A 22,744-nucleotide genomic window follows, 5' to 3' on the forward strand; every position below is an offset into this window, starting at 1 on the left:
ATGGCTTATTTCGTAAAAGCGAATGCAAAGGTATACAGAATTTCCGTTCCTTCCAAATGTTTTGAAGATTATTTTTCAAAAAACTTAAAAATCACTCAAAACCTTGACACAAATCAACCAAAACAACACCCAAAACACCTCTACCACGCTCCTAGAAGCTATAAAAACTAAAATAGCGTTAAAAAAACCACAAAGCAAGAAATAGCCCCTTAAAAGCAAAATCGAAAACAAAGGAAGTTTCAATTTTAGCAAAAAAAACAAATACCTATAATAGAACAAAACTATATATTAATGCTACCAAAGCAGGCGTGCCCTGCTTTAAAATAATAGCTGGACTACTTGTAAAACCGCCATAAATAGCCACCAATGCTACATACGTCAAAAGACAACGCACCCAAAACAAATTATTCGTTACCCAAACAGCTATTAAAATCAGCACTGCCAATAAAAGGTTATAGACACCTTGATTTTTAAATAACGTAGATACAGATGGGCGACTTAATTCCTCCACATCCATATTAAAAGTACGCGCAGTTGTTCTCGATTTAGTAAATATCGTTTCAAGACACATTATATATATGTGTTCGACAGCTACCAATGTAGCTAAAATCATAAAAGTAATATCCATATACAAGCCTTATATTATTATAAAGGAAAAATCTACACCTTGCCAATATTAAATAGACAAGATGCAGATTTATATTTATCAACATTTTCTGTTCTATCAATGTAATAAATACCACAATGCTTCTCCGAAACACTTTCCACAGAAATAAATCATATATACAGAAAATACAGCCAAAATCCACCTATACCTCCGTGAACATCGCTGGAGAATCAAGGACAGAACGTCATTATTCATAATCAAATTACTTTGTAGCCTTAGTCTCTGGAGCCTCACCAATGAGATCCATAAACTGATCAAGCTTTGGAGTAATGATAATCTGTGTACGACGGTTACGCTGCTTACCCAACTCAGTATCGTTAGTTGCAAGTGGGTTATACTCACCACGACCACCAGCTGTCAAACGCTTAGGATTAACATTGAAATGATCTTGCAGATATTGTACTACAGATGCTGCACGCAAACAAGAGAGATCCCAGTTATTGCGGATATTCTTCATCTTGTCATTTGCGGTATTGATTGGCACATTATCAGTATTACCTTCGATTAGAACATCATAATCTTTATAATCGGTAATAATCTTTGAAATCTTACTTAAAGTCTGCTCAGCACGATCGTTAATCTCATAAGAACCACTCTTATAAAGCATATTATCAGCTAAGGAGATATACACAACACCCTTCAGAACTTGTACATCAACTTCCTTCAACTCCTCACGACTCAACGAGCGAGTCAGGTTATTCGTCAGCACCATATTCAATGAGTCACTCTTCGACTTCACCTCTACTAAATGGCGAATATACTGATTACTCTCATTGATTTGATCAACAAGCTTCGAAATATTTATGTTGTTCGAATTAGCATTTCTCAAACTATTGTCAAGACTTCCTTGTAATGCGGCAGCACTTTCTCTTGCCTGAGCCAACTGATCCTCCAAGCTCTTAATGCGAGCATTATTGGCTGCAATTGTTTCCTTCGCACTCTGATAGTCTTCCGTAAGTTTACTATTCTCTGTACGACAATTCTCCAAATCCTTTTTGCTGGCACAGCTACTGAAAGCAAGCGCACCAACGAATAAAGCACCTATAAAAAGACCTTTTTTCATAATAGTATAATCGTATTTGTTTGTATTCTGCTACAAAGATATATCATAAACTAGTCCAAAGCAAGTGATTAGACGTATGCTTTAGTTATTTTAACTTTCATCTGTTGTATTCATGATACAATTTGATAAAATTATACAGAACTTGTTGCAAGAGAATAAAAGAGCACATATTACGATTCAAAAGGGCATCTTCTTGAGGCTAGAAGAGCACCTTTTCAAATCAAAAAGGGTATCTCTTTGTCTGCCTATAAACTTACCCCCAATTCCACTTACTATCTCCGCTGATGAAAAACTCATATTTAAGAAAAATAACCCCTTCGTCATCAAAGCACATAGAAGATAAGTGTAAGAATACAAAAAACACACGCTAACATCATTCCATACACCAAAAAAGCCACAACAAGCTACCATATATCCAAAGTAATTAGTACCTTTGCAAGCATAAGTTACACCAATTTTTATATAAAGACTATGATTCTTTTCTTCAGAACTCAGTCCAAGAGCGTGATTGCTACAGAAGTAGATCATGCTTTGTCTAACGCAGAAATCAACGAACTTTGCTGGCTTTACGGCGACGCAACCTACTTGCAGAATGAAGAATCATTGCAAGGTTACTATGTAGGGCCACGTCGTGAAATGATAACTCCATGGAGTACAAATGCCGTCGAGATTACTCAAAACATGAGTCTTGACGGCATTTTGCGTATAGAGGAGTACTTCCCTGTGAAGAGCAAAGAGGCTGATTATGACCCAATGTTACAACGTATGTATGATGGATTAGACCAATCCATCTTCACTGTTAACCATGAGCCAGAGCCCATCAAACATGTGGACGACTTAGAGAAGTTCAATGAAGAAGAAGGTCTTGCGCTCTCACCCGAAGAGATGGAATACCTTCATAAGATTGAAAAGCAAAATGGTCGCCCTCTAACAGACTCTGAGATATTTGGTTTCGCACAGATTAACTCCGAGCATTGTAGGCATAAGATCTTTGGCGGAGAGTTTATCATTGATGGCAAAGTAATGGAGAGTAGTCTCTTTAGCCTCATTAAGAAGACAACTAAAGAGAACCCGGGAAAGATTCTGTCAGCCTATAAGGACAATGTCGCCTTTGCACAAGGACCTGAGATAGAACAGTTTGCTCCAGCCAATCAAAGTGTATCCGATTACTTCCGCGTAAAGCCTATTGAGAGTGTTATCTCTCTGAAAGCCGAGACTCACAACTTCCCTACTACGGTTGAACCATTCAATGGTGCCGCAACAGGAACAGGTGGTGAAATACGCGACCGCATGGGTGGCGGTGTTGGATCATGGCCTATCGCAGGTACTGCAGTATATATGACTGCCTACCCACGACTTAAAGAGGACGATAATTCTACACCAGCTCTTAGAGATTGGGAAGACATATTGCCCGTTCGTCAATGGCTCTATCAGACACCAGAACAAATCCTCATCAAGGCATCAAATGGTGCTAGCGACTTCGGTAACAAGTTCGGTCAACCATTGATTACGGGTTCGCTCCTCACCTTTGAACACCAAGAGAATGGCGAGAAATATGCTTATGATAAGGTCATCATGTTGGCAGGCGGTGTAGGTTATGGTACCAAACGTGACTGCCTAAAGGGCGAGCCACAGGCAGGGAATAAGGTTGTTGTTGTAGGTGGCGATAACTATCGTATCGGTTTAGGTGGCGGTTCTGTTTCATCTGTTGATACGGGTCGTTACTCTAATGGTATCGAATTGAATGCCGTACAACGTGCTAACCCTGAAATGCAGAAACGTGCTTATAACCTTGTACGTGCATTGGTTGAAGAAGACACCAACCCCGTTGTTTCCATCCATGACCACGGTTCTGCAGGTCACTTAAACTGCTTGAGTGAGTTAGTAGAAGATTGTGGTGGCAAGATAGATATGACCCAACTTCCTATCGGCGACAAGACACTTAGTGCGAAAGAGATTATAGCCAATGAGTCGCAAGAGCGCATGGGCTTACTCATTGATGAGAAGCATCTTGAGCACGTAAAGAAGATTGCTGAGCGTGAGCGTGCACCGATGTATGTTGTTGGTGAGACCACTGGCGATGCTCACTTCTCATTCGTTCAGGGTGATGGTGTTAAGCCTTTCGACCTCGACGTAGCGCAGATGTTCGGTCATTCTCCTAAGACAATTATGAAGGATGAGACCGTCGTTCGCAAATATGAAGACGCCTCTTATAATATAAATAAGGTGGAAGAGTACATCCAACGTGTGCTCCAACTGGAAGCCGTTGCATGTAAGGACTGGTTGACAAACAAGGTCGACCGCTCTGTTACGGGTAAGGTTGCAAGACAGCAATGCCAGGGTGAGATACAACTCCCACTATCGGATTGTGGTGTCGTAGCATTGGACTATCGGGGGCATAAGGGTATAGCCACTGCACTCGGTCATGCGCCTCAGGCAGGTCTTGCATCACCAGAGGCAGGCTCCGTACTATCCGTTGCTGAATCATTGACGAACATCGTTTGGGCACCATTGGCTGACGGCATGGACAGCCTCAGCTTATCGGCTAACTGGATGTGGCCTTGTCGGTCACAGAAGGGTGAAGACGCACGCCTTTACAGCGCAGTTAAGGCGCTATCCGACTTCTGTTGTGCTATCGGTGTGAACGTTCCAACAGGTAAGGACTCACTTTCTCTGACCCAGCAATATCCTAATGGAGACAAGATTATCTCTCCAGGAACGGTCATCGTGACGAGCGGTGGCGAGGTGAGTGATGTTCGTCAGGTGGTTTCTCCAGTACTTGTGAACGATGAGAAGAGCCACATCTATCATATCGACTTCAGTTTTGATGAGCAACGTTTAGGAGGTTCCGCATTCGCCCAAAGCCTCGGCAAGATAGGTAGTGACGTTCCAACTATCAAAGAGCCACAATACTTCTGCGATTGTTTCGATGCCATTCAAGAGCTTATCCGTCGTGGATGGATACTCGCTGGACATGATATCTCGGCTGGTGGTTTGATTACAACCCTACTTGAGATGACCTTTGCCAACACAGAAGGTGGATTGCATATTGACCTTCAGAACATCCAAGGCAATGATGTTATCAAGAAGTTGTTCGCTGAGAATCCAGGTGTAGTCATACAGGTTGCGGATGAGCATAAGGACGATGTACAAGCATTCTTACAGGAGAATTGCATTGGATTCGCATGTATCGGTGCTCCACGAATCAATCAACGTGTACTTAACATAGCTGATGGCGAATGGAAAGTAGAACTCGATATTGAAGCTCTACGTGACACATGGTATAAGACCTCTTACTTGCTCGATCGTAAGCAGAGCATGAATGGTATGGCGAAGAAGCGTTACACGAACTATAAGAAGCAGCCTATAGAAATGAAATTCAACGCTGACTTCACTGGAACGCTCAAACAATATGGATTGGATGCTGACCGATGGAAGTCATCAGAACCTGCCACGAACCATGCAACGCCAAAGGCTGCTATTATCCGTGAAAAGGGTACTAACGGTGAAAGAGAGATGGCTTATGCACTTTACTTAGCTGGATTCGAGGTGAAAGATGTCACTATGACCGACCTTATCAGCGGTCGTGAGACGTTGGAAGAGGTGAATATGATAGTCTTCTGCGGCGGTTTCTCCAACTCTGACGTGCTCGGTTCTGCTAAGGGATGGGCTGGAGCATTCCTCTATAACCCTAAGGCTAAGCAAGCACTCGACCGCTTCTATGCACGTGAGGATACCCTTTCACTCGGTATCTGCAATGGTTGTCAGTTGATGGTGGAACTGAACCTCATCAATCCAGAGCATAAGCATCGTGCACATCTATGCCATAATACAAGTAAGAAGTTCGAGAGCACCTTCCTCAATGTAGCCATTCCACAGAACAATAGTGTGATGTTTGGTTCATTAAGTGGTGATAAACTCGGTATATGGGTAGCACACGGAGAGGGACGCTTCTATCTCCCAGAGGCAGAAGACAAGTACAACATTGTTGCGAAATACAACTATGCAGAGTATCCAGGCAACCCTAACGGCTCCGATTATAACGTCGCAGGAATCTGCTCACAGGATGGTCGTCACCTCGCAATGATGCCTCACTTGGAGCGATCTATATTCCCTTGGCAGCAGGCTTACTATCCTCGTGAGCGTCGAAAAGACGAGATAACGCCATGGATTGAAGCCTTCGTCAATGCACGTAAGTGGGTTGAGAGTAAGTTGTAAGGAGCCTCACCCCCACCCTCTCTACTGCCTCTCCCCCGCCCCCTCTCCGAACCAACGGTCACTGACCGAAGGGAAGTAATGGAGAGGGGCTTGGGATGAGACCTGGGAAGGCTTTCCGTAGGACGTTCCCTAACTAGCCCCCGTAGGCACATCCCCTCCTCCGGAGGGGCTTGGGGAGGCCTTTTGGGGAGGTTGTTTTTACCCTACCTGTGGCCCAGGGTTCTCTTCACTCCCCCCTCCTTTTGGCTCGGGGGCGGGACCTTTTGCCTTCTTCCGCGCAGGATTATCCACATCCACCTGCAACTCCTTTAACGCCTTGCGCACCGGATTCTTCCAGGTCAATGTCAACCTCGGAGCTTTGAGGCTCTTAGCACACACATCCCTTTCGTTTTCCTCCATCTTTGAGGGCACGTTGACACGCAAAGAGAAGATGTCGCCGAGGTCTAAGCCTGTTCCCATACGTGCACAGTCCGAGATAATGTTACGCAATGTGATAATCACATTCCGTGCATCTCCCTCCGTCAATGAGGTTTCACGAACAATACGTTCCAACACCATTTCGGGTGAGATCTTTTGTTGACCTTTCGGTACCGCGATATACACCGTCTTACCCTTCATTTTTCCCATTGTCGCCTTACGAGGCGCAACTTTAAATACAATCATTGTGAATCAGATTTAAATTAAACATTATATTCATAATAACATCATTTTGATGTCCTTTTTCATGTATTTTATACCCAGCGGTTGGGTCGTCTTGTACCCAGCTGCTGGGTAGCATCGTACCCTGCCCGTTGGGTAGACTCCTACCCATTCGCTGGGTACGATCGTACTTCTTCGCTGGGTACAACTCTACCCATTCGTTGGGTACAAAAACAGACCACGAACAACTGCAAGGACTACTCGAATGTTGGCTCGACTCTGGCCCCGAGGAGGCGGCCGTAGCCGCCGCCATTCACGATGACGTTACCACTGGAGAAGCTCAGGTGGTACGCGTCGTAGCTGGTCTGCGGGAGAGCACTAGACGACCAATAGTCGCCATCGTCGCCAATGCTGTACAGCAGACCATAGGTGTAGTAACCCAAGGCGGGCAGGTAAAAGTAGTTGCCTGCGTCAGCAGCGGAAGGAAGGCCAGAGTAGTTGATACTACTGTTGCTGTTGCTGTAGCTCCTCTCTGTTGTACGCATATCGGTTGTACCGTCGGCAGATTTCTCGGTGTCGTAATGCCCCTCGCCTTGCAGCACAGACTTCTTCTTAAACCACATGCCACCTTTATATAAATGACCCATAGTTGTCCATAATTCGTCACCATCCCAACGGGGATCGCCAAACATGCAGTACCAAGACATCTCGTTCACGTTGGGAAGGTCTTTACATGGTGTGTGAGTAGCGGGGTTATCTACGCCAGAAGTAAATGCTTCGTTACAGTAACGGGAGTCGCTGTTGTTCCGGGGGTAGTTGCCTCTTGGCTGAGTACCAAGTGTTGGCTGACCTACACCTGCTCCCAAGTTCTTTGTCCATTCGTAACCGTACCAATATTGTTTCTGGGCGTCCCACATATAATAATGGTCACCATCGTAATTAGTTACGTCAAGGTTAGCAGTAATGTTATAATATTTATTCTGGTCGTAGGTAGCTGATGCTAATGTCTTGGTTATAGTTCCCTCTACGTGTGTTGCAACGTCCTTCACCCAATAACGTATCTTGAGTGTATGGGTGCCCGGCTTTATAACAACGTAAGCACCATTGGTGGCTGCGCTTGCTGTGCTATTGGTCAAAGGGAAGCCATTGTAGTTGCTACTGCCCCATGTTGGGTCTTTTGTGGTTAAGACTATCTGTTTGCCTGTACCTGTACCTGTTAGTTTGCCTGTTGCTGGGTCAAGGGTGTAAGTATCGGTAATATCATTGTCAGAGTTTACCTCTACCTTAGTTAAGTAACAATCATGCAGAATAGTGTTGCTGGTACGTGGCAAGAAGAGGAGATAAGCTGCCTTATGGTCTAAGGTGAAAGCGAACTGCTGTTTACCTGTCACTTTAGTTGCCGTTGCCATTCCACAATCGCCTGCTGCACCGAAGTGAGTGGTTGTGTTTGGCTCTGCTTGACTTTGGCTGGCAGCGATAACAGCTTGGTCATTGCTACCGCCTTGACCTGGATAATAAACCTCGTATGACGTGTGGGCTGTGTAAGTGCCGGGCACTTTGAACTTAAAGTTATCTGTCTTGCCTGTTGGCGAGTTGCTACTTGCGTGCCATGCACCGTTATCGTCCTTTACGTAAATCTTATCGCCTGCTTCCCAAAAGAACTTACCATCGCTCTCCATTGAGGTGCGGGTGGTGGGAGTGCCTGCTGCAAAGGTGGTCAAATTCTTATCGTCGTTAGGGATTGTTGGGTTCTGTGCTACGTCATCATTCGCGCAAGAACCGATTGTCAAAGCCATGCTGCATAATGCCATCAATGACAGAAGCCTTGACTTAAAAGAATGTCTTTTCATTGTTTTCTTCATTTTTACTTTGTTCTCTTTGTTAATAACTCTCTGTTAGTCTTCCCATGATGGGTTTTCGTCTTCGTCTTCACTTTCAGACAACCACCCTGGTGCTTGCTTTGCATCACCCATACCTCCACCTGGCTGTGCTGGATGGTGCTGACTTGGGAAAGACGTGTCCATCAAATTCGTGGTTTCGCTTACTTGGATTATCATGCAACGAGGTGCAGAATAATCCTTCTTAGTTTGTTCTTTTCTCATAACTTTATTGATTAAAATAGCTGTTATTTTGTTCTTATTTTGCTTTAAACGGAGTTCGCAAAAGGGCATAAAAAAGCGAACAAAGGAAACTCCTAGAAGTCCTTTGTTTACAGGGGTTACGGCACGCTTCGCGCGCGCGTATGCGAGAAGAAAAAATGTGTTATTAGACGCTAGGTGCGAATGTGTGTGTGTGTGTTAGCAAATTATTTGGATTGACCAAAGATAAAGTGCAAAAAGATGCAAAGAATCGAATAATTCTTTGCAGTACGTCATTGCCTTGATATGTCATTGCTAACTGTTTCACGGCGGCAAAGGTAAGAAGAATAAATTAACTAGCCAAATAAATTAGGAAAAAAGAAGCCCTCAACAATCGCCCCAACCAGCCTCACCCCCGCCCCCTCTCCGAATGGAGAGGGGAGTAAATAGTAGTATTAACTGAGGTTAGAACCTTTATAGATAATGCTTATTTACAGCACTGTTCACGCCCCTCTCCATTCGGAGAGGGGACGGGGGTGAGGCTTTCTCTTCCCCTTTCGTAGGGCTTTGTGGAGGCTTTTTATCACATCACATGCAGCCAGCGAAGGATGTCATTAAGGTTGGCAAACACCATTAATATAATGAGAATCGTTATACCAGCATACTCTGCCCAAACCATAAACTTCTCTGATGGCTTGCGACGTGTAATCATCTCATAAAGCAAGAATACCACGTGACCACCATCTAACGCAGGGATAGGAAGGATGTTCATAAAGGCTAGAATAATGCTCAAGAAGGCTGTCATCGACCAGAACATATACCAGTCCCAATAAGGAGGGAAGAGGCTACCAATCGATCCGAAGCCGCCAATACTCTTTGCTCCATCTGCCGAAGCAAGGTAACGGAAGTTGCCAACATAGCCTCGTAGAACGTTCCAACCATGCTTTGCACCAGCGGGGAAGCTCTCAAGGAAACTATATTGAACCTGCACTGGCTTATAGAAAGAGGCTAAGCTCGACTGATAAACGCCTAGTTTCAAGTCGGGAGTCATAACCATTCGCATGGTATCGAGCTTTGTTGCGCCCTTATGCTGCACCGTTAAGACAACGGAACGAGCTGCAAGTGAATCCTTATGGGTGTTCTTCACTGCCATAACATCATCTAAGACGCCTGTCTGATAATTCATGTCTGACCACGTCTCAACAGCTTTTCCATTGATAGACTTGATAACATCGCCTGCCTTCATACCTGCTTTAGCGGCTGGAGAACCACTCATAACGCTGTCAATCTGTGCTGGAATAAATGGCTCAACGAAGTAAGGACGGGTCTTAATCATGGATAACATATCCATATCTCCTGGTAGCTTAATGCTCTGTTTCTTACCATTACGCAGCACATCAACACGCTTTGCCTGTGCAATCTGGCGGAAGAAATCGCCATTGACATTAGCGAACTCACGGAAAGCACCCTGGTCAGTACCCAACATAACGTCATGGTCTTTGAATCCCAAAGCCTTGGCATCAGCATTGAAACGCATTCCCATGGTCATATCAGATACCTTGAAGTAGCTGTCTCCCCATGTGAACATAATCATCGAATAGATGAATAATGCGAGGACGAAGTTGACTAACACGCCACCAATCATTATTAAGAGTCGTTGCCATGCTGGTTTAGTACGGAACTCCCATGGCTGTGGGTCCTTCTTCATCTGTTCCCTATCAAGGCTCTCATCTATCATTCCCGATATCTTACAGTAGCCACCAAGTGGCAACCAACCCATTCCATATTCGGTATCGTCCTTCTTCGGCTTCCAACTGAAGAGTTTACCTGACCACTTACCGATATTTACATCGAAGAATACAAAGAACTTCTCCACGCGAACTCCAAAGAGTTTCGCAAAGAACATATGTCCGCCTTCATGTAGCAAGACAAGTAAAGAGATTGCCAGAACGAACTGAAGCAATCTGATTAGAAATGTTTCCATTGTTATATAACCATTATTTATTGTTCATAATTGATTGTGCCACACGACGCGCCTCAGCGTCTGTTTGCACATAGATATCGTAATCAGGATTCTTATCAAAGGCTACACGCTGCATCGTCTGTTCGATGATGTCGCCCATAGCAAGGAATGAGCACGCACCTTGACGAAACCCAGCATTGACAATCTCATTGGCTGCATTAACGATACACGGCATATTGCCACCTTTATTAATAGCCTCATACGCCATTGCTAAACACTTGAACTTCTCCACATCGGGCTCGAAGAACTCTAAGGGATGAGAGAAGAGATTCAAACGGTCGCCATTGAGCGGCAATCGCTTAGGGAATGAGAAGGCATATTGTATAGGAAGGCGCATGTCGGGCACTCCTAATTGTGCCTTCACACCGCCATCCACGAATTGTACAGCACTATGGACTATTGATTGCGGATGTATCAATACCTGGATTTTATCTGCAGGAACGCCAAAGAGCCACTTAGCTTCTATCACTTCAAAGCCCTTATTCATCAATGAGGCGGAGTCGATGGTAATCTTTGCTCCCATCTCCCACGTGGGATGTTTAAGTGCGTCAGCAGCTGTGACAGACTTCAACTGTTCGTGCGTGAAGGTACGGAAAGGGCCTCCTGAACAGGTGAGAAGTATCTTCTCTATCTCGTTATTATCTTCTCCCACCAGGCTTTGGAAGATAGCACTATGTTCGCTGTCGACTGGTAAGATGGGTGTGTGATATTGCTGAGCAAGCTGCAAGATAAGCTCTCCCGCCACCACTAATGTCTCCTTATTAGCCAAGCAAATCTTCTTCTTTGCCTTGATAGCATGTATAGTTGGAGCTAGTCCCGAATAGCCTACCATCGCTGTAAGTACCATATCAATAGATGGCGACTCGACGATTTCTTCCAATGCTTTCGCACCAGCATATACCTTTATATCGGGCATATCGGATAGCGCAGAAGACAGCGATTCGTAATAGTTCTCATCGGCTATGACCACAGCAGATGGATGGAACCTGCGGGCTTGGTCAGCCAGTTCTTTCCAACGCTTATTAGCTGTTAGCACATAAGCCTCATAGAGGTCGGGGTGCTGACTAATGACATCAAGCGCCTGTGTACCGATGCTACCAGTGGAACCTAATATACAGATTTGTTGTTTCATTTGTATTTCCTTTATACGATGAGTTATAGGTCGAGCAGTCCAGCAGGAATGCGCATGGTTATCGTCTGACCTACTGTATCAGCCTTAACGATTAAGTCGTTGCTTGCAGGAATTAGAACATCATTCCCCTCAGACGTAACCACTTCGAAGAGCGTATTTACTGTTGTCTCATCAACGGCAGTAATCTTTCCGATGGTTCTCTTTGTTTGCTCGTCTATTAATGAGTAGCCCACAATCTGCGCCCAAGACACATCTTCGGTTCGCTCTGCCGCCAACTTGCGCGGAAAGAAAACATCATAACCAGTAAGTTCACGTGCTTGTGCCTCCGTATCAATATCACAGAATTTCATAAGCGCTATCTCATCCGAACGGAAACGATACTCTTCCATAAAGAAGGGAACAAGTATTCCATCAATATCCAATACTAGGTAATCGGCATCAACAGCATCAAAAACGTCATCGGAGAACTGCAGTTGCAACTCTCCGTGTACGCCATGAGGTTTCCCTATGCGCCCTATCTTATAGACTTCTTCCTTCTTTATCATCTCTTTATCATATATCAGCAACGCTGATAAAACTATAGCTTACTTCAATACTAAATGGCGTGTTCTATAAAAGGGTAGACCTTTTTATGAAAAAGGGTAGACCTTTTTGAGAAAAAGGGTAGACCCTTTTTGTTTAAAGCTAACACCTATTTTCCTCAAAGGGTAGCTTCAGATACGACGAAGCTAACAAATTTCTGCTCTGCGAATCTTTGCTCCCAGCGCATTTAGTCGCTCTTCTATATTCTCATAACCACGATCGATTTGAGCAATATTATCGATTCGGCTTGTTCCTTGTGCTGATAGAGCAGCTATCAACAAAGCGATACCTGCACGAATATCAGGACTTGACATACGCCCAGCACGTAATATCTTAGCATGGTCATGACCGACTACCACAGCACGATGAGGGTCGCAAAGAATAATCTGCGCACCCATATCAATGAGCTTATCCACAAAGAATAATCTACTTTCAAACATCTTCTGATGGAAGAGAACACTGCCTTGTGCCTGCGTTGCTACAACGAGTAACACAGAGATAAGGTCTGGTGTTAAGCCTGGCCATGGTGCATCACTGATGGTCATAATCGTTCCATCAATGAAAGAATCTATCACATAGTGGTCTTGACGTGGGATGATAAGATCGTCACCATCCACTATTATCTGTACACCCAATCGATGGAATGTATCGAGAATCAAACCGAGGTTCTGGATAGAAACATCCTTTATACGAACGCCATCACCGATCATTGCAGCCATACCGATAAATGAGCCGACCTCAATCATATCGGGTAGTATATGGTGTTCGGTTGCTGACAACTTCTGCACACCTTCGATGGTTAGCAAGTTACTTCCTATGCCCGTAATCTTCGCACCCATAGCATTCAACATCTTACAAAGCTGTTGGATGTAAGGCTCACAAGCTGCATTGTAAATCGTTGTAGTGCCTTCTGCCATGACAGCCGCCATAATGATATTAGCTGTACCAGTTATGGAAGCCTCATCCAAAAGCATGTATTGTCCAACTAACTTATCGGCCTGTATCTCATATACATCACGATCTTCCAATCGAACAAAACGCGCACCTAGATTCTTAAAGCCAAGGAAGTGTGTATCTAAACGGCGTCTTCCAATCTTGTCACCACCTGGTTTTGCAATCGTTGCTTTACCAAAGCGACCCAACAAAGGACCAATCATTAACACACTACCACGCAATGACGAACACTTCTTAACGAAGTCTACACTCTCCAAATAGTCTAAGTTTACCTCATCAGCCTGGAATGAATACTCATTCGGGGCACGCTTCTTTACCTTTACGCCAATATCCTGTAACAACTTGATCAAGTTATTGACATCTAGGATATCAGGGACATTGTAAATAATTACCTCTTCAGTTGTTAACAATGTTGCACATATCACTTCCAAGGCTTCATTCTTAGCACCTTGCGGCGTAATCGTACCACTTAAGCGATGTCCACCTTCTATAATAAAAGACTCCATGTACTATCTCTTCTTCTTATTACGAGGCTGAGCAAGCTCCCTCTCATTTATTTTATCAAACTTAAAAGAGTCCAGATCAAGTTGTATCTGACCATTTGTAAAACGCGCAAGGTCTGAAGCTACCTTCTCATCATCGCTGGATCCATGTCCCCATTGTACCAGACTCCGTTTCATCTGGTTAGCAATTGAACGAACGAAAGCATCTCGCTCTGCTCCTGGCTCCATTGTCTTCAACTTGTCAAAAGCCTCGAAAACTAACTTACCATAATGCCGAACTGGTATCCTCGATGTTGAGTAAGACATTGGTTCAGGCTTCGTTGCTATCTTCAATGCTTGTGATACATCACAAGGATAATCAATATCTAACTTAAAATTAGACATCAATGCCAAGTGATCCCACAGCTTATCCATGTGGTCAACATTCCCCCGACTTAGTGGATTCATCCTATCCATGATAGAAATGATGGTCTCCGCACAATGCTGTCGTTCCTCCTTTGTAGGCAAACTAACCGCATAATCAACCATATCTTGAATCTCTCGTCCGTATTGCGGAAGCACGAGTTTCTCTCGTTGGGTATTATAATCTAATCCTTCAATATTCATCTTTGAGGTTTGAACTTTTGAACTCTGAGGATGGAACATAAAGCCCTTCCTCATCAACAATCATAATCTATTAATTACAACAGAGGCTTTGCCTGTTTAGCAACAAAGTCTTTCAAATAGAATGGAACGAAGTAAGCTACATCCTCAAACTTACCTTCTGCCATTCGTTTCTCTGCTAACGGGAACATGTTCTTAGCCACTGGTTCGATATTCTTAATCAAATGGGCATTAGGATGATTGATAACTTCCATGCACTTCTCTGCACCATCTCCAAAGAAATAAACTGGTCCTTTATCAAGGAACTCTTTGTATGTATCACCATCAACCACATCAGCTTGAATCGTACGAACAGCCTTTAAACTACGGTCATAAACGGCAGAATAAACCTCCATACGTCGTGCATCAATCATCGGAACAAGCAATGCTTCCTCTTCTATTGACTCATGATGTAAAAGAATAGGAACAGCTAATAATTCCAAAGTGGGCACTGCCAACAACTTTATATTACGTCCATAACAAATGCCCTTTGCCATAGACACACCTATACGCAAGCCTGTATATGAACCTGGACCACAGCTAACAGCCACAGCATCGAGCGTTAACTCGTGGCTATCAACAAAGGCTAAGGCCTCATCAACGAATGTTCCTAACTTCTCGGCATGATTGGGACCACTATTATCTACCTTATCAAAGATGCAAGTCCCATCCTGACTTACTGCAACAGAGCACACATTTGTGCTCGTATCAATGCTTAATATACAAGACATAAAATATAATTATGTTCTAAAAACATGCAAATATACTCTTTTTTCCCGCATTATTTGTACATTTGCAGAAATTTAACTTGAAAACTAATGATACTATCAATGACAGGTTACGGTAAGTCTGTTGTAACCTACAAGGAAAAGAAAATCAATGTAGAGGTTAAGTCTCTTAATAGCAAGTCACTTGATCTTTCTACACGCATTGCCCCACTCTACCGAGAGAAAGAGATGGAGATTCGTCGCTTACTTGCACAGAAATTAGAACGAGGAAAGGTTGATTTCTCTCTCTGGATAGAGAAGGAAACCATTGTTGATGCGACTCCAATCAATGCTGCTCTCGTCGAGAACTATTATAAACAAATAAAGACTATCGCAGAGAAAACTGGTATTCCAGAGCCAAGCGATTGGTTCACCACCTTGCTCCGAATGCCTGATGTGACTGCAAAAATTGATGTTGAGGAACTTGACGAGGCTGAATGGGAGGCTGCAAAGGAATCCATTAACGAGGCTATCAACAAGCTCATTGACTTCAGAACACAAGAGGGAGCTGCGTTACAAAAGAAGTTTACAGAGAAAATTGATAATATCTCTGCCCTTTTAAAGAGCATAGAACCCTTCGAGAAGAGCCGTGTTCCAAAGATTAAAGATAAGATTGTCGATGGTTTAAAACATATCCCTGAGGTTGATTACGATAAGAATCGTTTAGAGCAGGAACTCATCTACTACATCGAAAAACTTGATATTAGTGAGGAGAAACAACGCTTAACTAACCACTTGAAGTACTTCCGTGAAACTATGGCGGAGTGTGGTCATGGCGTGGGAAAGAAGCTAGGCTTTATCGCACAAGAGATGGGACGCGAAATCAATACGACTGGTTCTAAGAGTAACCAAGCCGAGATGCAAAACATTGTCGTTAAGATGAAAGATGAGTTAGAGCAGATAAAAGAGCAGGTTCTTAACGCTCTTTAGATAGTTCAACTCACATCAATAGCAATCCATAAAATCAATCCAGAACAAGACAAACACCCAACTCAACAATATGTCGAATCAACTTTCTACCCCCCAGACAGAAGTCTCTAAGGATGCAAAAAACACTGGTAAACTATTGATCTTTTCGGCTCCATCAGGTGCAGGAAAGAGCACCATCGTTCAGTGGTTAATGCAAGAACACCCCGAACTAAGGCTTGCTTTCTCCATTAGTTGTACCACTCGTGCGCCACGAGGTACCGAACAAGATGGTGTTGAATACATCTTCCTTTCACCCGAACAATTCAAAGAGAGAATCAAAAATGATGACTTTCTCGAGTATGAGGAGGTGTATAAAGATCGCTTCTATGGTACTTTGAAAGAACAAGTAGAGCATCAATCTTCTGCTGGACAGAACGTTGTCTTCGATGTAGATGTTAAGGGGGGATGCAATATCAAGAAGTTTTATGGGGAGCGCGCATTGAGTTTCTTCATACAACCTCCATCTCTGGACGAACTCCGCCGACGCTTGGTTAGCAGACAAACGGATAGTGCTGAAGCAATAGAAAACCGCCTTGCAAAAGCTTCCTACGAGCTTACTTTTGCTAACAAGTTCGATAAGATCATCGTCAATGATGACCTCGACAAAGCTAAACAAGAGGTTTACGAGATGATTAAAGCGTTTATATAAATGGTTCCAAAAACCCAACAAACACCAGACTCACCTTCTTCTTTTAAGGAATTGCACCCCTCCTCTATTCCTTCTAATGAAGAGGGAGGACTGAAGGTGGGCATCTTTGGAGGTTCTTTCGACCCTATTCACAATGGGCACATAGCTCTTGCTAAAGCCTTTCTAATAGAGAAAGAACTTGACGAAGTATGGTTCATGGTCTCTCCACAGAACCCTTTTAAAGTGAATCAAAGACTCTTGGATGATCATCTCCGACTAGAGATGGTAAGGCAAGCTATACTCGACGAACCGCATTTCAAGGCTTCCGACTATGAGTTCCACCTATCGAAGCCTTCTTATACATGGAACACTTTAGAACATTTAAAGCATGACTTTCCTCATCATACCTTCACACTTCTTGTTGGAGGAGATAATTGGAAAGCCTTCAACCATTGGTATCATGCAGAGGATATCATCACTCATTATCATATAGTGGTGTATCCTCGTCGTGACCATACTCCGTCTTCTTCCCTCTTACCTAAGAATGTTAGCATACTCCAAACACCACTAATTGATATCAGCAGTACAGTTATCCGAGAAAGAGTGAAGCAAGGCGAACCCATCACAGGATGGGTTCCTTCCAGGGTTGAAAACGCTATCTTACAATATTACAAATAAGGACCTTCTCCCTTACTCTTAGCTTTCTCCAAATTATATAAGGGTAAGCTCTCTTCGTGCTGATTATCGGGCATCGTCCTATATTCCGATGCCGTTACTCCTGCACAACGCTTAAAGAACTTACAAAAGGCACTTAGTGTGACGAAATGAAACTCATCAGCTAGCACTTTCAAAGGCTTATTTGAATATCTAAGTTCCAGCTTTATCAAGAGAAGCAAAGCCTTATCAAGGATTGCTTTTGCCGTCTCTCCTGTCTCTTTCTTTACTATCATCCCCAAGTAATGAGTACTTACACACAGCTTTGAAGCATAAAAGTCAAGTTCATGCTGAGTCTTTGCATACTGATCAACAAAGTACAGGAAGTGCTCTATCAACTCTTTGCTACGTGACCACATATCGTCGTTTTGAGGCATTCTCGACTTATAAAGCGACATAGCAAAAGCCATTGCCGATCCAAAGAGGGCTTTCATCGCTTCCTCATTTGCCATCGATTGAATGTTAGCTAAGCTATAAAGCTGACGAATATATTGGCTCCAAATATCTAACTCAAAGTCCTGCATATGGAAAGAGAAGCAAAGATTAGGAGACAAGAATCGTTTAGGAAGTCTTCCATGAAATATCATCTTCAGGTATTCTTGCGTCATCATGAATCCATCAAAGGTTATATCACGCCCTAAAGCATCCTCTTTAATAGCAACACCCCAGTTGATGAATAGAATGTCACCAGGCCCGCAACGATACTTCTTAAAGTTGATGACAGGTTCACACCACCCACTTTTAATGATGATAACACGTAGAACATCCAACCTAACCAAGTCTGTCTTATCATGGACTGGACTAAAAGGAGGAAGACAACCAAGGCCTATAGCAAACTCAGTCCCTACATATATATCACCTCCAAGATTAGCTTTGTTGCTGGCTAAATAGGATACAATTTTCTTAAAACTAGTGGTTCTTACTCTTGAAATTAGTTTATTCTCTCTCATGCTGTTGTATAAATCGGAGCAAAAATAAACCCTTTCTACCAAACAAGCAGCAATCATGTCCCTTTTGGGATATTCATTGTCCTAAATGAGAAACATCCTCTCTTTCGTATAAATATGTACTTTTTGTGTATGAAAGAGACGCCCTTCTCTATTTGAAGAGAGCCTCTCTTCCATGTGACAAGGACGTTTCGTTGCTATGAGAAGGGCCTCTCTTCGATTCTAGGAAACAAACTGAAGCGATTAAACAAACAATCTCTTTGGTTTCTCATGAGAATACCTTATATTTGCAACTCAAATATTTTTTGTTATAACAAAGGCTATCGAACAAGAGAACTAGAAGTTTGCTGATAGCTTAAAAGACAATCATGGGAAAAGAGACACTAAGGGAGAAGACTGCAAAAGGACTCTTTTGGGGGGCATTGAACAATGGTACTATGCAGCTTCTCAATATAGTTATTGGAATCTTCTTAGCACGTTTGCTCTCACCAGCCGACTATGGTTTGGTGGGGATGTTAGCAGTATTCACAGCCATAGCTAGTGCTTTACAAGAGAGCGGATTCACCTCAGCTCTTGCTAACATGGAGCATCCAAAGGATAATGACTACAATGCTGTGTTTTGGTTCAGCACCTTCGTTGGGTGGCTATCTTACGCTGTCTTATTCGTTTCAGCACCTTTGATAGCCTCATTCTTTCATCATCCAGAACTCATAAACTTATCTCGCTTTATATTTGCATCGCTGTTATTCTCATCCATAGGGACTGCTCCTGCGGCCTACCTATTCAAGAATATGATGGTGAAAGAGACCACTCTTTTACGCATCACCTGCTTAGTAATATCGGGCGTGGTGGGTATTGTACTTGCACTGAAAGGTTATGCTTATTGGAGTTTGGCGTGGCAACAGGTTCTTTACATTGCTCTCACCAGTCTATGGCGATTCTTTATTATTCCTTGGCGACCCACGTTTCACATCGACTTCACCCCTATCAAGCACATGTTCTCATTTAGTTATAAGATCTTAATAACCACTGTTGTGAACACAATAAGCCAAAACATTCTGACCTTTATATTCGGTCGTTTGTATAGTGCAAAGGCTGTTGGCAACTTCTCGCAAGCCTTCAAATGGGACACAATGGCTAGTACCTTCGTCTCAGGTACTATATCACAAGTGGCGCAACCAGTACTCGTTGAGGTGAATAATGATACCTGCCGTCAGGTAAAAGTATTCCGTAAAATGCTCCAATTCACCGCTTTCTTAGTCTTTCCAGCTATGTTTGGTCTATCGATGGTTGCACATGAATTCATCATTCTTCTAATATCTGATAAGTGGATGGATAGCATTCCCTTACTACGAATCCTTTGTATTAGTGGAGCCTTCCTACCCTTTTATACTATGTATCAAAACCTTATTCTCAGTCGAGGAAGATCCACTGTCTATATGTGGTGTACAATATTACTTATCGTAGCACAGGTTTTCTTCATTGTTCTTTGTTATCAACAAGGTATCGTATTCATGGTGAGTGTCTATACCATCATCACAATTCTTTGGCTCCTTGTTTGGCAATATTTCGCAAATAAGGAGATAGGTATTAGATTGCAAGACATACTGAAGGACATTAGTCCTTACCTATTAGTTTCTGCTGCAGTGATGGTTATTACCTATCTTATTACATTATGGATACACAGCCTCATCATCCTCTTGTTGGCAAGAGTTGTTATAGCCGTTTCACTCTATTATGTCGTTATGAAAGTAGGAGGCTCGCAAATACAACAGGAATGCATCAACTACTTTCGTCATAAGAAAGGCTGATTAAAGAGTTCTTAGTGGTACATATATAATTGCATGATGGGATAGAGAATTGCCCGAAAAAGCTTCATCAAGCCACCACCAGGTGTATGAAATAGTTTCTTATAGTTCCTTGTTAGCAAATATTGTAGGCGCAAGAATGCCATGAATCCACCCCTTGTTTCCATCCTCATAGCCTCTCTTGCTTCGATGAAATCGTGCTTTTCTGAGGACAAATCATCCATCAATTCTAGTTTACCTCGATAGACTGGTAGGGCATTCTCACGCATCTCATGATAATGTAGAAGGCACCATTTCAACTCGTGTACAGCATTCTTCCATGATGGTAAACTCCTACTATAATCATTGTAAGTAGTGGCTTCTACATGACGACGGAAGTTCACTAACACTTGATTACAGAATACAACACTATCATAGGATGCCGCAATAATGCTCAAAACAGCATCATAGAGAGTAACCTTAAAGACGGGATGTTCGATGGGTGGTAACAAATGAATCAACTCTTGCTTACAAAGTAGTGTGTGCCCAGGTAAGCCTAGGAACATCATACGAAATATGTTCACATTGCGTTCTCTACCATCAAAATAAGCAAAAGAACCATCATTTGAGAAAGGACGAGAGTGCCCACTACAAAGCATCTTATCTCCAATACAATTCATTTGATTGGCTATCTTGTCAACTTCCCACACATCATCTTGATCAGAGATAGCAATATAATCACCCTCTGCGCGGTGTATGGCTGATAGGAAGTTAGGATTTACACCATGCTTCCCTTCGTTTCGATAGATTCGAATGAGGGGATTCTTTATGGCGTACTCCTCTAATATATCCCACGTAACATCTGCCGAATTATCATCCTGAATGACTATTTCATGAATCGGATATGACTGCTTGAGGATGGAATCAAGCTGCTCTCTCAAATACTTCTCACCATTATAAGTACAGAGAACGATTGATACTGTAGGCTTGTTACTCATAACTTTTTCAGAGTGTAAAGATGGTTAGTACACTATTATAAACGATGAGATAGAAGGCTATTAATGCTGTAAACAACGTGATGGCAGTACGCTTTCTACCCGAAGTGGACTTTATCAAGAATCCAATACACAAAGGAATGACATACGCCCAATGCGCAGTCATGATGTAAACTTCGTTTATTCCAAAGCCTAATCCTATATGGAGTATCATGTCAAGAGCAAAGAATGACAGCGTCATCCACATTAACTTACTGCGCTTTCCAGCCCATATACCACACAAGAAAAGTAATACAATGAACGCTTCAATGACGTAATTAAAGAACCAATTATAGCTGACAAAGACTGGACGATCACGCATCACATCCCCTAAGGTGTAGCTCTGGTGTAATTGTAAAGACTCACCAAAGAGATTCTCCACAATGGTTTTACTACGTGAGGTGGTTATGTCTGTCCAATTTAAGAAAGGCTGTTTACTGACTGGATCACCCGAGTGGGCATAACGTGGAGCACTATACTTTACCTTTAATTGTGCCTGTCGGTGCCTTTTCCATAACTGGTCGAACACAGCCTTCTGTTGCTTATTATCTTTGATATGAGTCGTGTCACAAAAGGCTGTCCATAATCTAGTTCTATCTTTCTTTACTGCTTGTCTCTCACTCATCTTGCGCTCTTTAACGCTATCAGCAACGAATGTTTTATACTCCCAAGCACCAAAGAACCATATAAGAACAGCTGGTAAGACAACAACAAAAATAAGGTTGTAAGGGCGAAAGAAACGCTTTCCTTTTGAGAAGAAGTCAGCAAGATACACCTTTAATCCATTATTGAGAGAAACGCCAGCAGTGAGTAGAAAGAGGATAATTGCTTGTTTCTTCTTTAGCGGTTTGCCCTCTGCCATCTGTTTACCAGTAATGTATATCACTAGGAGAAGGAGGAAGAGTGACAGTATGAAATGGTCTGGTGAGACAGCAGCCAATAGCACATAAGCAAAAGAGAAGAGCAAAAAGGCAATAACAGCAGACTCTCTTTGTGATAGATGGAGCAGGTCTTTACCAATTCTCATCATCAATAGGAAAGCATAGAACGAACTAATAAGAAGAACGAAAGCAACTAAGAATTGCACACAATTAACACCTAACCAACTTGTCAACCCATGGTTAATAAGATACAAGGGATAATAGAAGAAAGCCAGTAAAGGGTGCCTATGCACATCGTAAGCTGTCGACCAATCGGTGACAACACAATAAGTTAATGGGTCAAAGCCTGACACATGGAACCAGTCAAGGAAATTCTTACGATAATTCGAAGAAACTACCGAAAACACCGAATAATATGGTACGATGACTGTAGCCTGCATAATAATCTGCCATAGAAGAAACAGACAAGCAGGTAGACGTTCTGCCTTTCTTACTTTTATAAACTGAGCCCACATA

At 42.9% G+C, this 22,744-nt stretch carries 19 protein-coding genes; 5 read left to right on the top strand and 14 right to left on the bottom strand.

Going from position 1 to position 22,744, the window contains the following annotated elements; translation table 11 throughout:
* Window positions 1-265: 265 nt before the first annotated feature.
* Together O3603_RS07050 and O3603_RS07055 are read right to left on the bottom strand one after the other, a co-directional pair.
* On the bottom strand, window positions 266-628 hold the full coding sequence (locus O3603_RS07050) for a DUF1304 domain-containing protein (protein WP_371521791.1): 363 nt from the start codon (window positions 626-628) through the stop codon (window positions 266-268).
* A 241-nt stretch (window positions 629-869) separates the two neighbouring features.
* Window positions 870-1,730 (bottom strand): OmpA family protein, encoded by an 861-nt coding sequence (locus tag O3603_RS07055; protein ID WP_287315404.1) that lies wholly within the window; start codon window positions 1,728-1,730, stop codon window positions 870-872.
* 471 nt (window positions 1,731-2,201) lie between these two features.
* On the opposite strand from O3603_RS07055, the gene purL reads away from it, so the two are divergent.
* Window positions 2,202-5,948 carry a phosphoribosylformylglycinamidine synthase gene (gene purL / locus O3603_RS07060; RefSeq protein ID WP_371521793.1) on the top strand — a complete coding sequence of 1,249 codons (3,747 nt, stop codon included), beginning with the start codon at window positions 2,202-2,204 and terminating at the stop codon, window positions 5,946-5,948.
* Between the two features lie 198 nt (window positions 5,949-6,146).
* Here purL and O3603_RS07065 read toward each other — a convergent pair whose 3' ends face one another.
* From O3603_RS07065 to tsaB, 9 genes are all read right to left on the bottom strand, one after another.
* A complete protein-coding gene (locus O3603_RS07065; protein WP_371521795.1) occupies window positions 6,147-6,611 on the bottom strand; it encodes a DNA-binding protein in 465 nt (154 codons plus the stop codon).
* Between the two features lie 233 nt (window positions 6,612-6,844).
* Window positions 6,845-8,449 carry a hypothetical protein gene (locus O3603_RS07070; protein WP_371521797.1) on the bottom strand — a complete coding sequence of 535 codons (1,605 nt, stop codon included), beginning with the start codon at window positions 8,447-8,449 and terminating at the stop codon, window positions 6,845-6,847.
* 33 nt (window positions 8,450-8,482) lie between these two features.
* On the bottom strand, window positions 8,483-8,689 hold the full coding sequence (locus tag O3603_RS07075) for a hypothetical protein (protein WP_371521799.1): 207 nt from the start codon (window positions 8,687-8,689) through the stop codon (window positions 8,483-8,485).
* A 559-nt stretch (window positions 8,690-9,248) separates the two neighbouring features.
* Window positions 9,249-10,649, bottom strand: coding sequence for an RIP metalloprotease RseP (rseP, locus tag O3603_RS07080; RefSeq protein WP_371521801.1), 1,401 nt, complete (start codon window positions 10,647-10,649; stop codon window positions 9,249-9,251).
* Window positions 10,650-10,662: 13 nt separating this feature from the next.
* On the bottom strand, window positions 10,663-11,820 hold the full coding sequence (locus O3603_RS07085) for a 1-deoxy-D-xylulose-5-phosphate reductoisomerase (protein ID WP_371521803.1): 1,158 nt from the start codon (window positions 11,818-11,820) through the stop codon (window positions 10,663-10,665).
* A gap of 23 nt (window positions 11,821-11,843) precedes the next feature.
* Window positions 11,844-12,365, bottom strand: a complete 522-nt coding sequence (rimM, locus tag O3603_RS07090; protein WP_371521805.1) for a ribosome maturation factor RimM — start codon at window positions 12,363-12,365, stop codon at window positions 11,844-11,846.
* Window positions 12,366-12,548: 183 nt separating this feature from the next.
* Window positions 12,549-13,862, bottom strand: coding sequence for a UDP-N-acetylglucosamine 1-carboxyvinyltransferase (gene murA, locus O3603_RS07095; protein WP_273540556.1), 1,314 nt, complete (start codon window positions 13,860-13,862; stop codon window positions 12,549-12,551).
* A 3-nt stretch (window positions 13,863-13,865) separates the two neighbouring features.
* Window positions 13,866-14,465 carry a DUF4290 domain-containing protein gene (locus O3603_RS07100; RefSeq protein WP_371521807.1) on the bottom strand — a complete coding sequence of 200 codons (600 nt, stop codon included), beginning with the start codon at window positions 14,463-14,465 and terminating at the stop codon, window positions 13,866-13,868.
* Window positions 14,466-14,539: 74 nt separating this feature from the next.
* Window positions 14,540-15,232, bottom strand: coding sequence for a tRNA (adenosine(37)-N6)-threonylcarbamoyltransferase complex dimerization subunit type 1 TsaB (gene tsaB, locus O3603_RS07105; RefSeq protein WP_371521809.1), 693 nt, complete (start codon window positions 15,230-15,232; stop codon window positions 14,540-14,542).
* 87 nt (window positions 15,233-15,319) lie between these two features.
* Between tsaB and O3603_RS07110 the strand changes: the two genes are divergently transcribed.
* The 3 genes from O3603_RS07110 (at window position 15,320) to nadD (ending at window position 17,543) form a co-directional block, all read left to right on the top strand.
* Window positions 15,320-16,198, top strand: a complete 879-nt coding sequence (locus O3603_RS07110; RefSeq protein WP_371521811.1) for a YicC/YloC family endoribonuclease — start codon at window positions 15,320-15,322, stop codon at window positions 16,196-16,198.
* 70 nt (window positions 16,199-16,268) lie between these two features.
* The gene (gene gmk / locus O3603_RS07115; RefSeq protein WP_371521813.1) at window positions 16,269-16,886 is read left to right on the top strand and encodes a guanylate kinase; all 618 of its coding nucleotides are present in this window, start codon (window positions 16,269-16,271) and stop codon (window positions 16,884-16,886) included.
* Entirely contained in the window at window positions 16,887-17,543 is a 657-nt protein-coding gene (gene nadD / locus O3603_RS07120; RefSeq protein WP_371521815.1) for a nicotinate (nicotinamide) nucleotide adenylyltransferase, read from the top strand.
* On the opposite strand, the gene O3603_RS07125 is transcribed toward nadD, so the two are convergent.
* Window positions 17,534-18,529 (bottom strand): helix-turn-helix domain-containing protein, encoded by a 996-nt coding sequence (locus O3603_RS07125; protein WP_371521817.1) that lies wholly within the window; start codon window positions 18,527-18,529, stop codon window positions 17,534-17,536. The two genes, nadD and O3603_RS07125, sit on opposite strands and share 10 nt — an antisense overlap.
* A gap of 365 nt (window positions 18,530-18,894) precedes the next feature.
* On the opposite strand from O3603_RS07125, the gene O3603_RS07130 reads away from it, so the two are divergent.
* Window positions 18,895-20,337: a lipopolysaccharide biosynthesis protein gene (locus tag O3603_RS07130; RefSeq protein ID WP_371521819.1), complete on the top strand. Its 1,443-nt coding sequence runs from the start codon at window positions 18,895-18,897 to the stop codon at window positions 20,335-20,337.
* 11 nt (window positions 20,338-20,348) lie between these two features.
* Here O3603_RS07130 and O3603_RS07135 read toward each other — a convergent pair whose 3' ends face one another.
* Both O3603_RS07135 and O3603_RS07140 read right to left on the bottom strand, forming a co-directional pair.
* Entirely contained in the window at window positions 20,349-21,311 is a 963-nt protein-coding gene (locus O3603_RS07135; RefSeq protein WP_371521821.1) for a glycosyltransferase, read from the bottom strand.
* A gap of 7 nt (window positions 21,312-21,318) precedes the next feature.
* Window positions 21,319-22,743, bottom strand: coding sequence for a DUF6080 domain-containing protein (locus tag O3603_RS07140; RefSeq protein WP_371521823.1), 1,425 nt, complete (start codon window positions 22,741-22,743; stop codon window positions 21,319-21,321).
* Between the last annotated feature and the right edge of the window lies 1 nt (window position 22,744).

The organism is Prevotella sp. 20925_1_30, assembly GCF_041433025.1.
Taxonomy (GTDB): domain Bacteria; phylum Bacteroidota; class Bacteroidia; order Bacteroidales; family Bacteroidaceae; genus Prevotella; species Prevotella vespertina.

Coding starts and splice junctions, on each gene's coding strand:
- nadD (WP_371521815.1), top strand. CDS start 16,887: ATGGTTCCAAAAACCCAACAAACACCAGACTCACCTTCTTCTTTTAAG.
- O3603_RS07075 (WP_371521799.1), bottom strand. CDS start 8,689: ATGAGAAAAGAACAAACTAAGAAGGATTATTCTGCACCTCGTTGCATG.
- tsaB (WP_371521809.1), bottom strand. CDS start 15,232: ATGTCTTGTATATTAAGCATTGATACGAGCACAAATGTGTGCTCTGTT.
- O3603_RS07125 (WP_371521817.1), bottom strand. CDS start 18,529: ATGAGAGAGAATAAACTAATTTCAAGAGTAAGAACCACTAGTTTTAAG.
- O3603_RS07065 (WP_371521795.1), bottom strand. CDS start 6,611: ATGATTGTATTTAAAGTTGCGCCTCGTAAGGCGACAATGGGAAAAATG.
- O3603_RS07100 (WP_371521807.1), bottom strand. CDS start 14,465: ATGAATATTGAAGGATTAGATTATAATACCCAACGAGAGAAACTCGTG.
- O3603_RS07050 (WP_371521791.1), bottom strand. CDS start 628: ATGGATATTACTTTTATGATTTTAGCTACATTGGTAGCTGTCGAACAC.
- purL (WP_371521793.1), top strand. CDS start 2,202: ATGATTCTTTTCTTCAGAACTCAGTCCAAGAGCGTGATTGCTACAGAA.
- murA (WP_273540556.1), bottom strand. CDS start 13,862: ATGGAGTCTTTTATTATAGAAGGTGGACATCGCTTAAGTGGTACGATT.
- O3603_RS07130 (WP_371521819.1), top strand. CDS start 18,895: ATGGGAAAAGAGACACTAAGGGAGAAGACTGCAAAAGGACTCTTTTGG.
- gmk (WP_371521813.1), top strand. CDS start 16,269: ATGTCGAATCAACTTTCTACCCCCCAGACAGAAGTCTCTAAGGATGCA.
- O3603_RS07140 (WP_371521823.1), bottom strand. CDS start 22,743: ATGTGGGCTCAGTTTATAAAAGTAAGAAAGGCAGAACGTCTACCTGCT.
- rseP (WP_371521801.1), bottom strand. CDS start 10,649: ATGGAAACATTTCTAATCAGATTGCTTCAGTTCGTTCTGGCAATCTCT.
- rimM (WP_371521805.1), bottom strand. CDS start 12,365: ATGATAAAGAAGGAAGAAGTCTATAAGATAGGGCGCATAGGGAAACCT.
- O3603_RS07135 (WP_371521821.1), bottom strand. CDS start 21,311: ATGAGTAACAAGCCTACAGTATCAATCGTTCTCTGTACTTATAATGGT.
- O3603_RS07055 (WP_287315404.1), bottom strand. CDS start 1,730: ATGAAAAAAGGTCTTTTTATAGGTGCTTTATTCGTTGGTGCGCTTGCT.
- O3603_RS07070 (WP_371521797.1), bottom strand. CDS start 8,449: ATGAAGAAAACAATGAAAAGACATTCTTTTAAGTCAAGGCTTCTGTCA.
- O3603_RS07110 (WP_371521811.1), top strand. CDS start 15,320: ATGATACTATCAATGACAGGTTACGGTAAGTCTGTTGTAACCTACAAG.
- O3603_RS07085 (WP_371521803.1), bottom strand. CDS start 11,820: ATGAAACAACAAATCTGTATATTAGGTTCCACTGGTAGCATCGGTACA.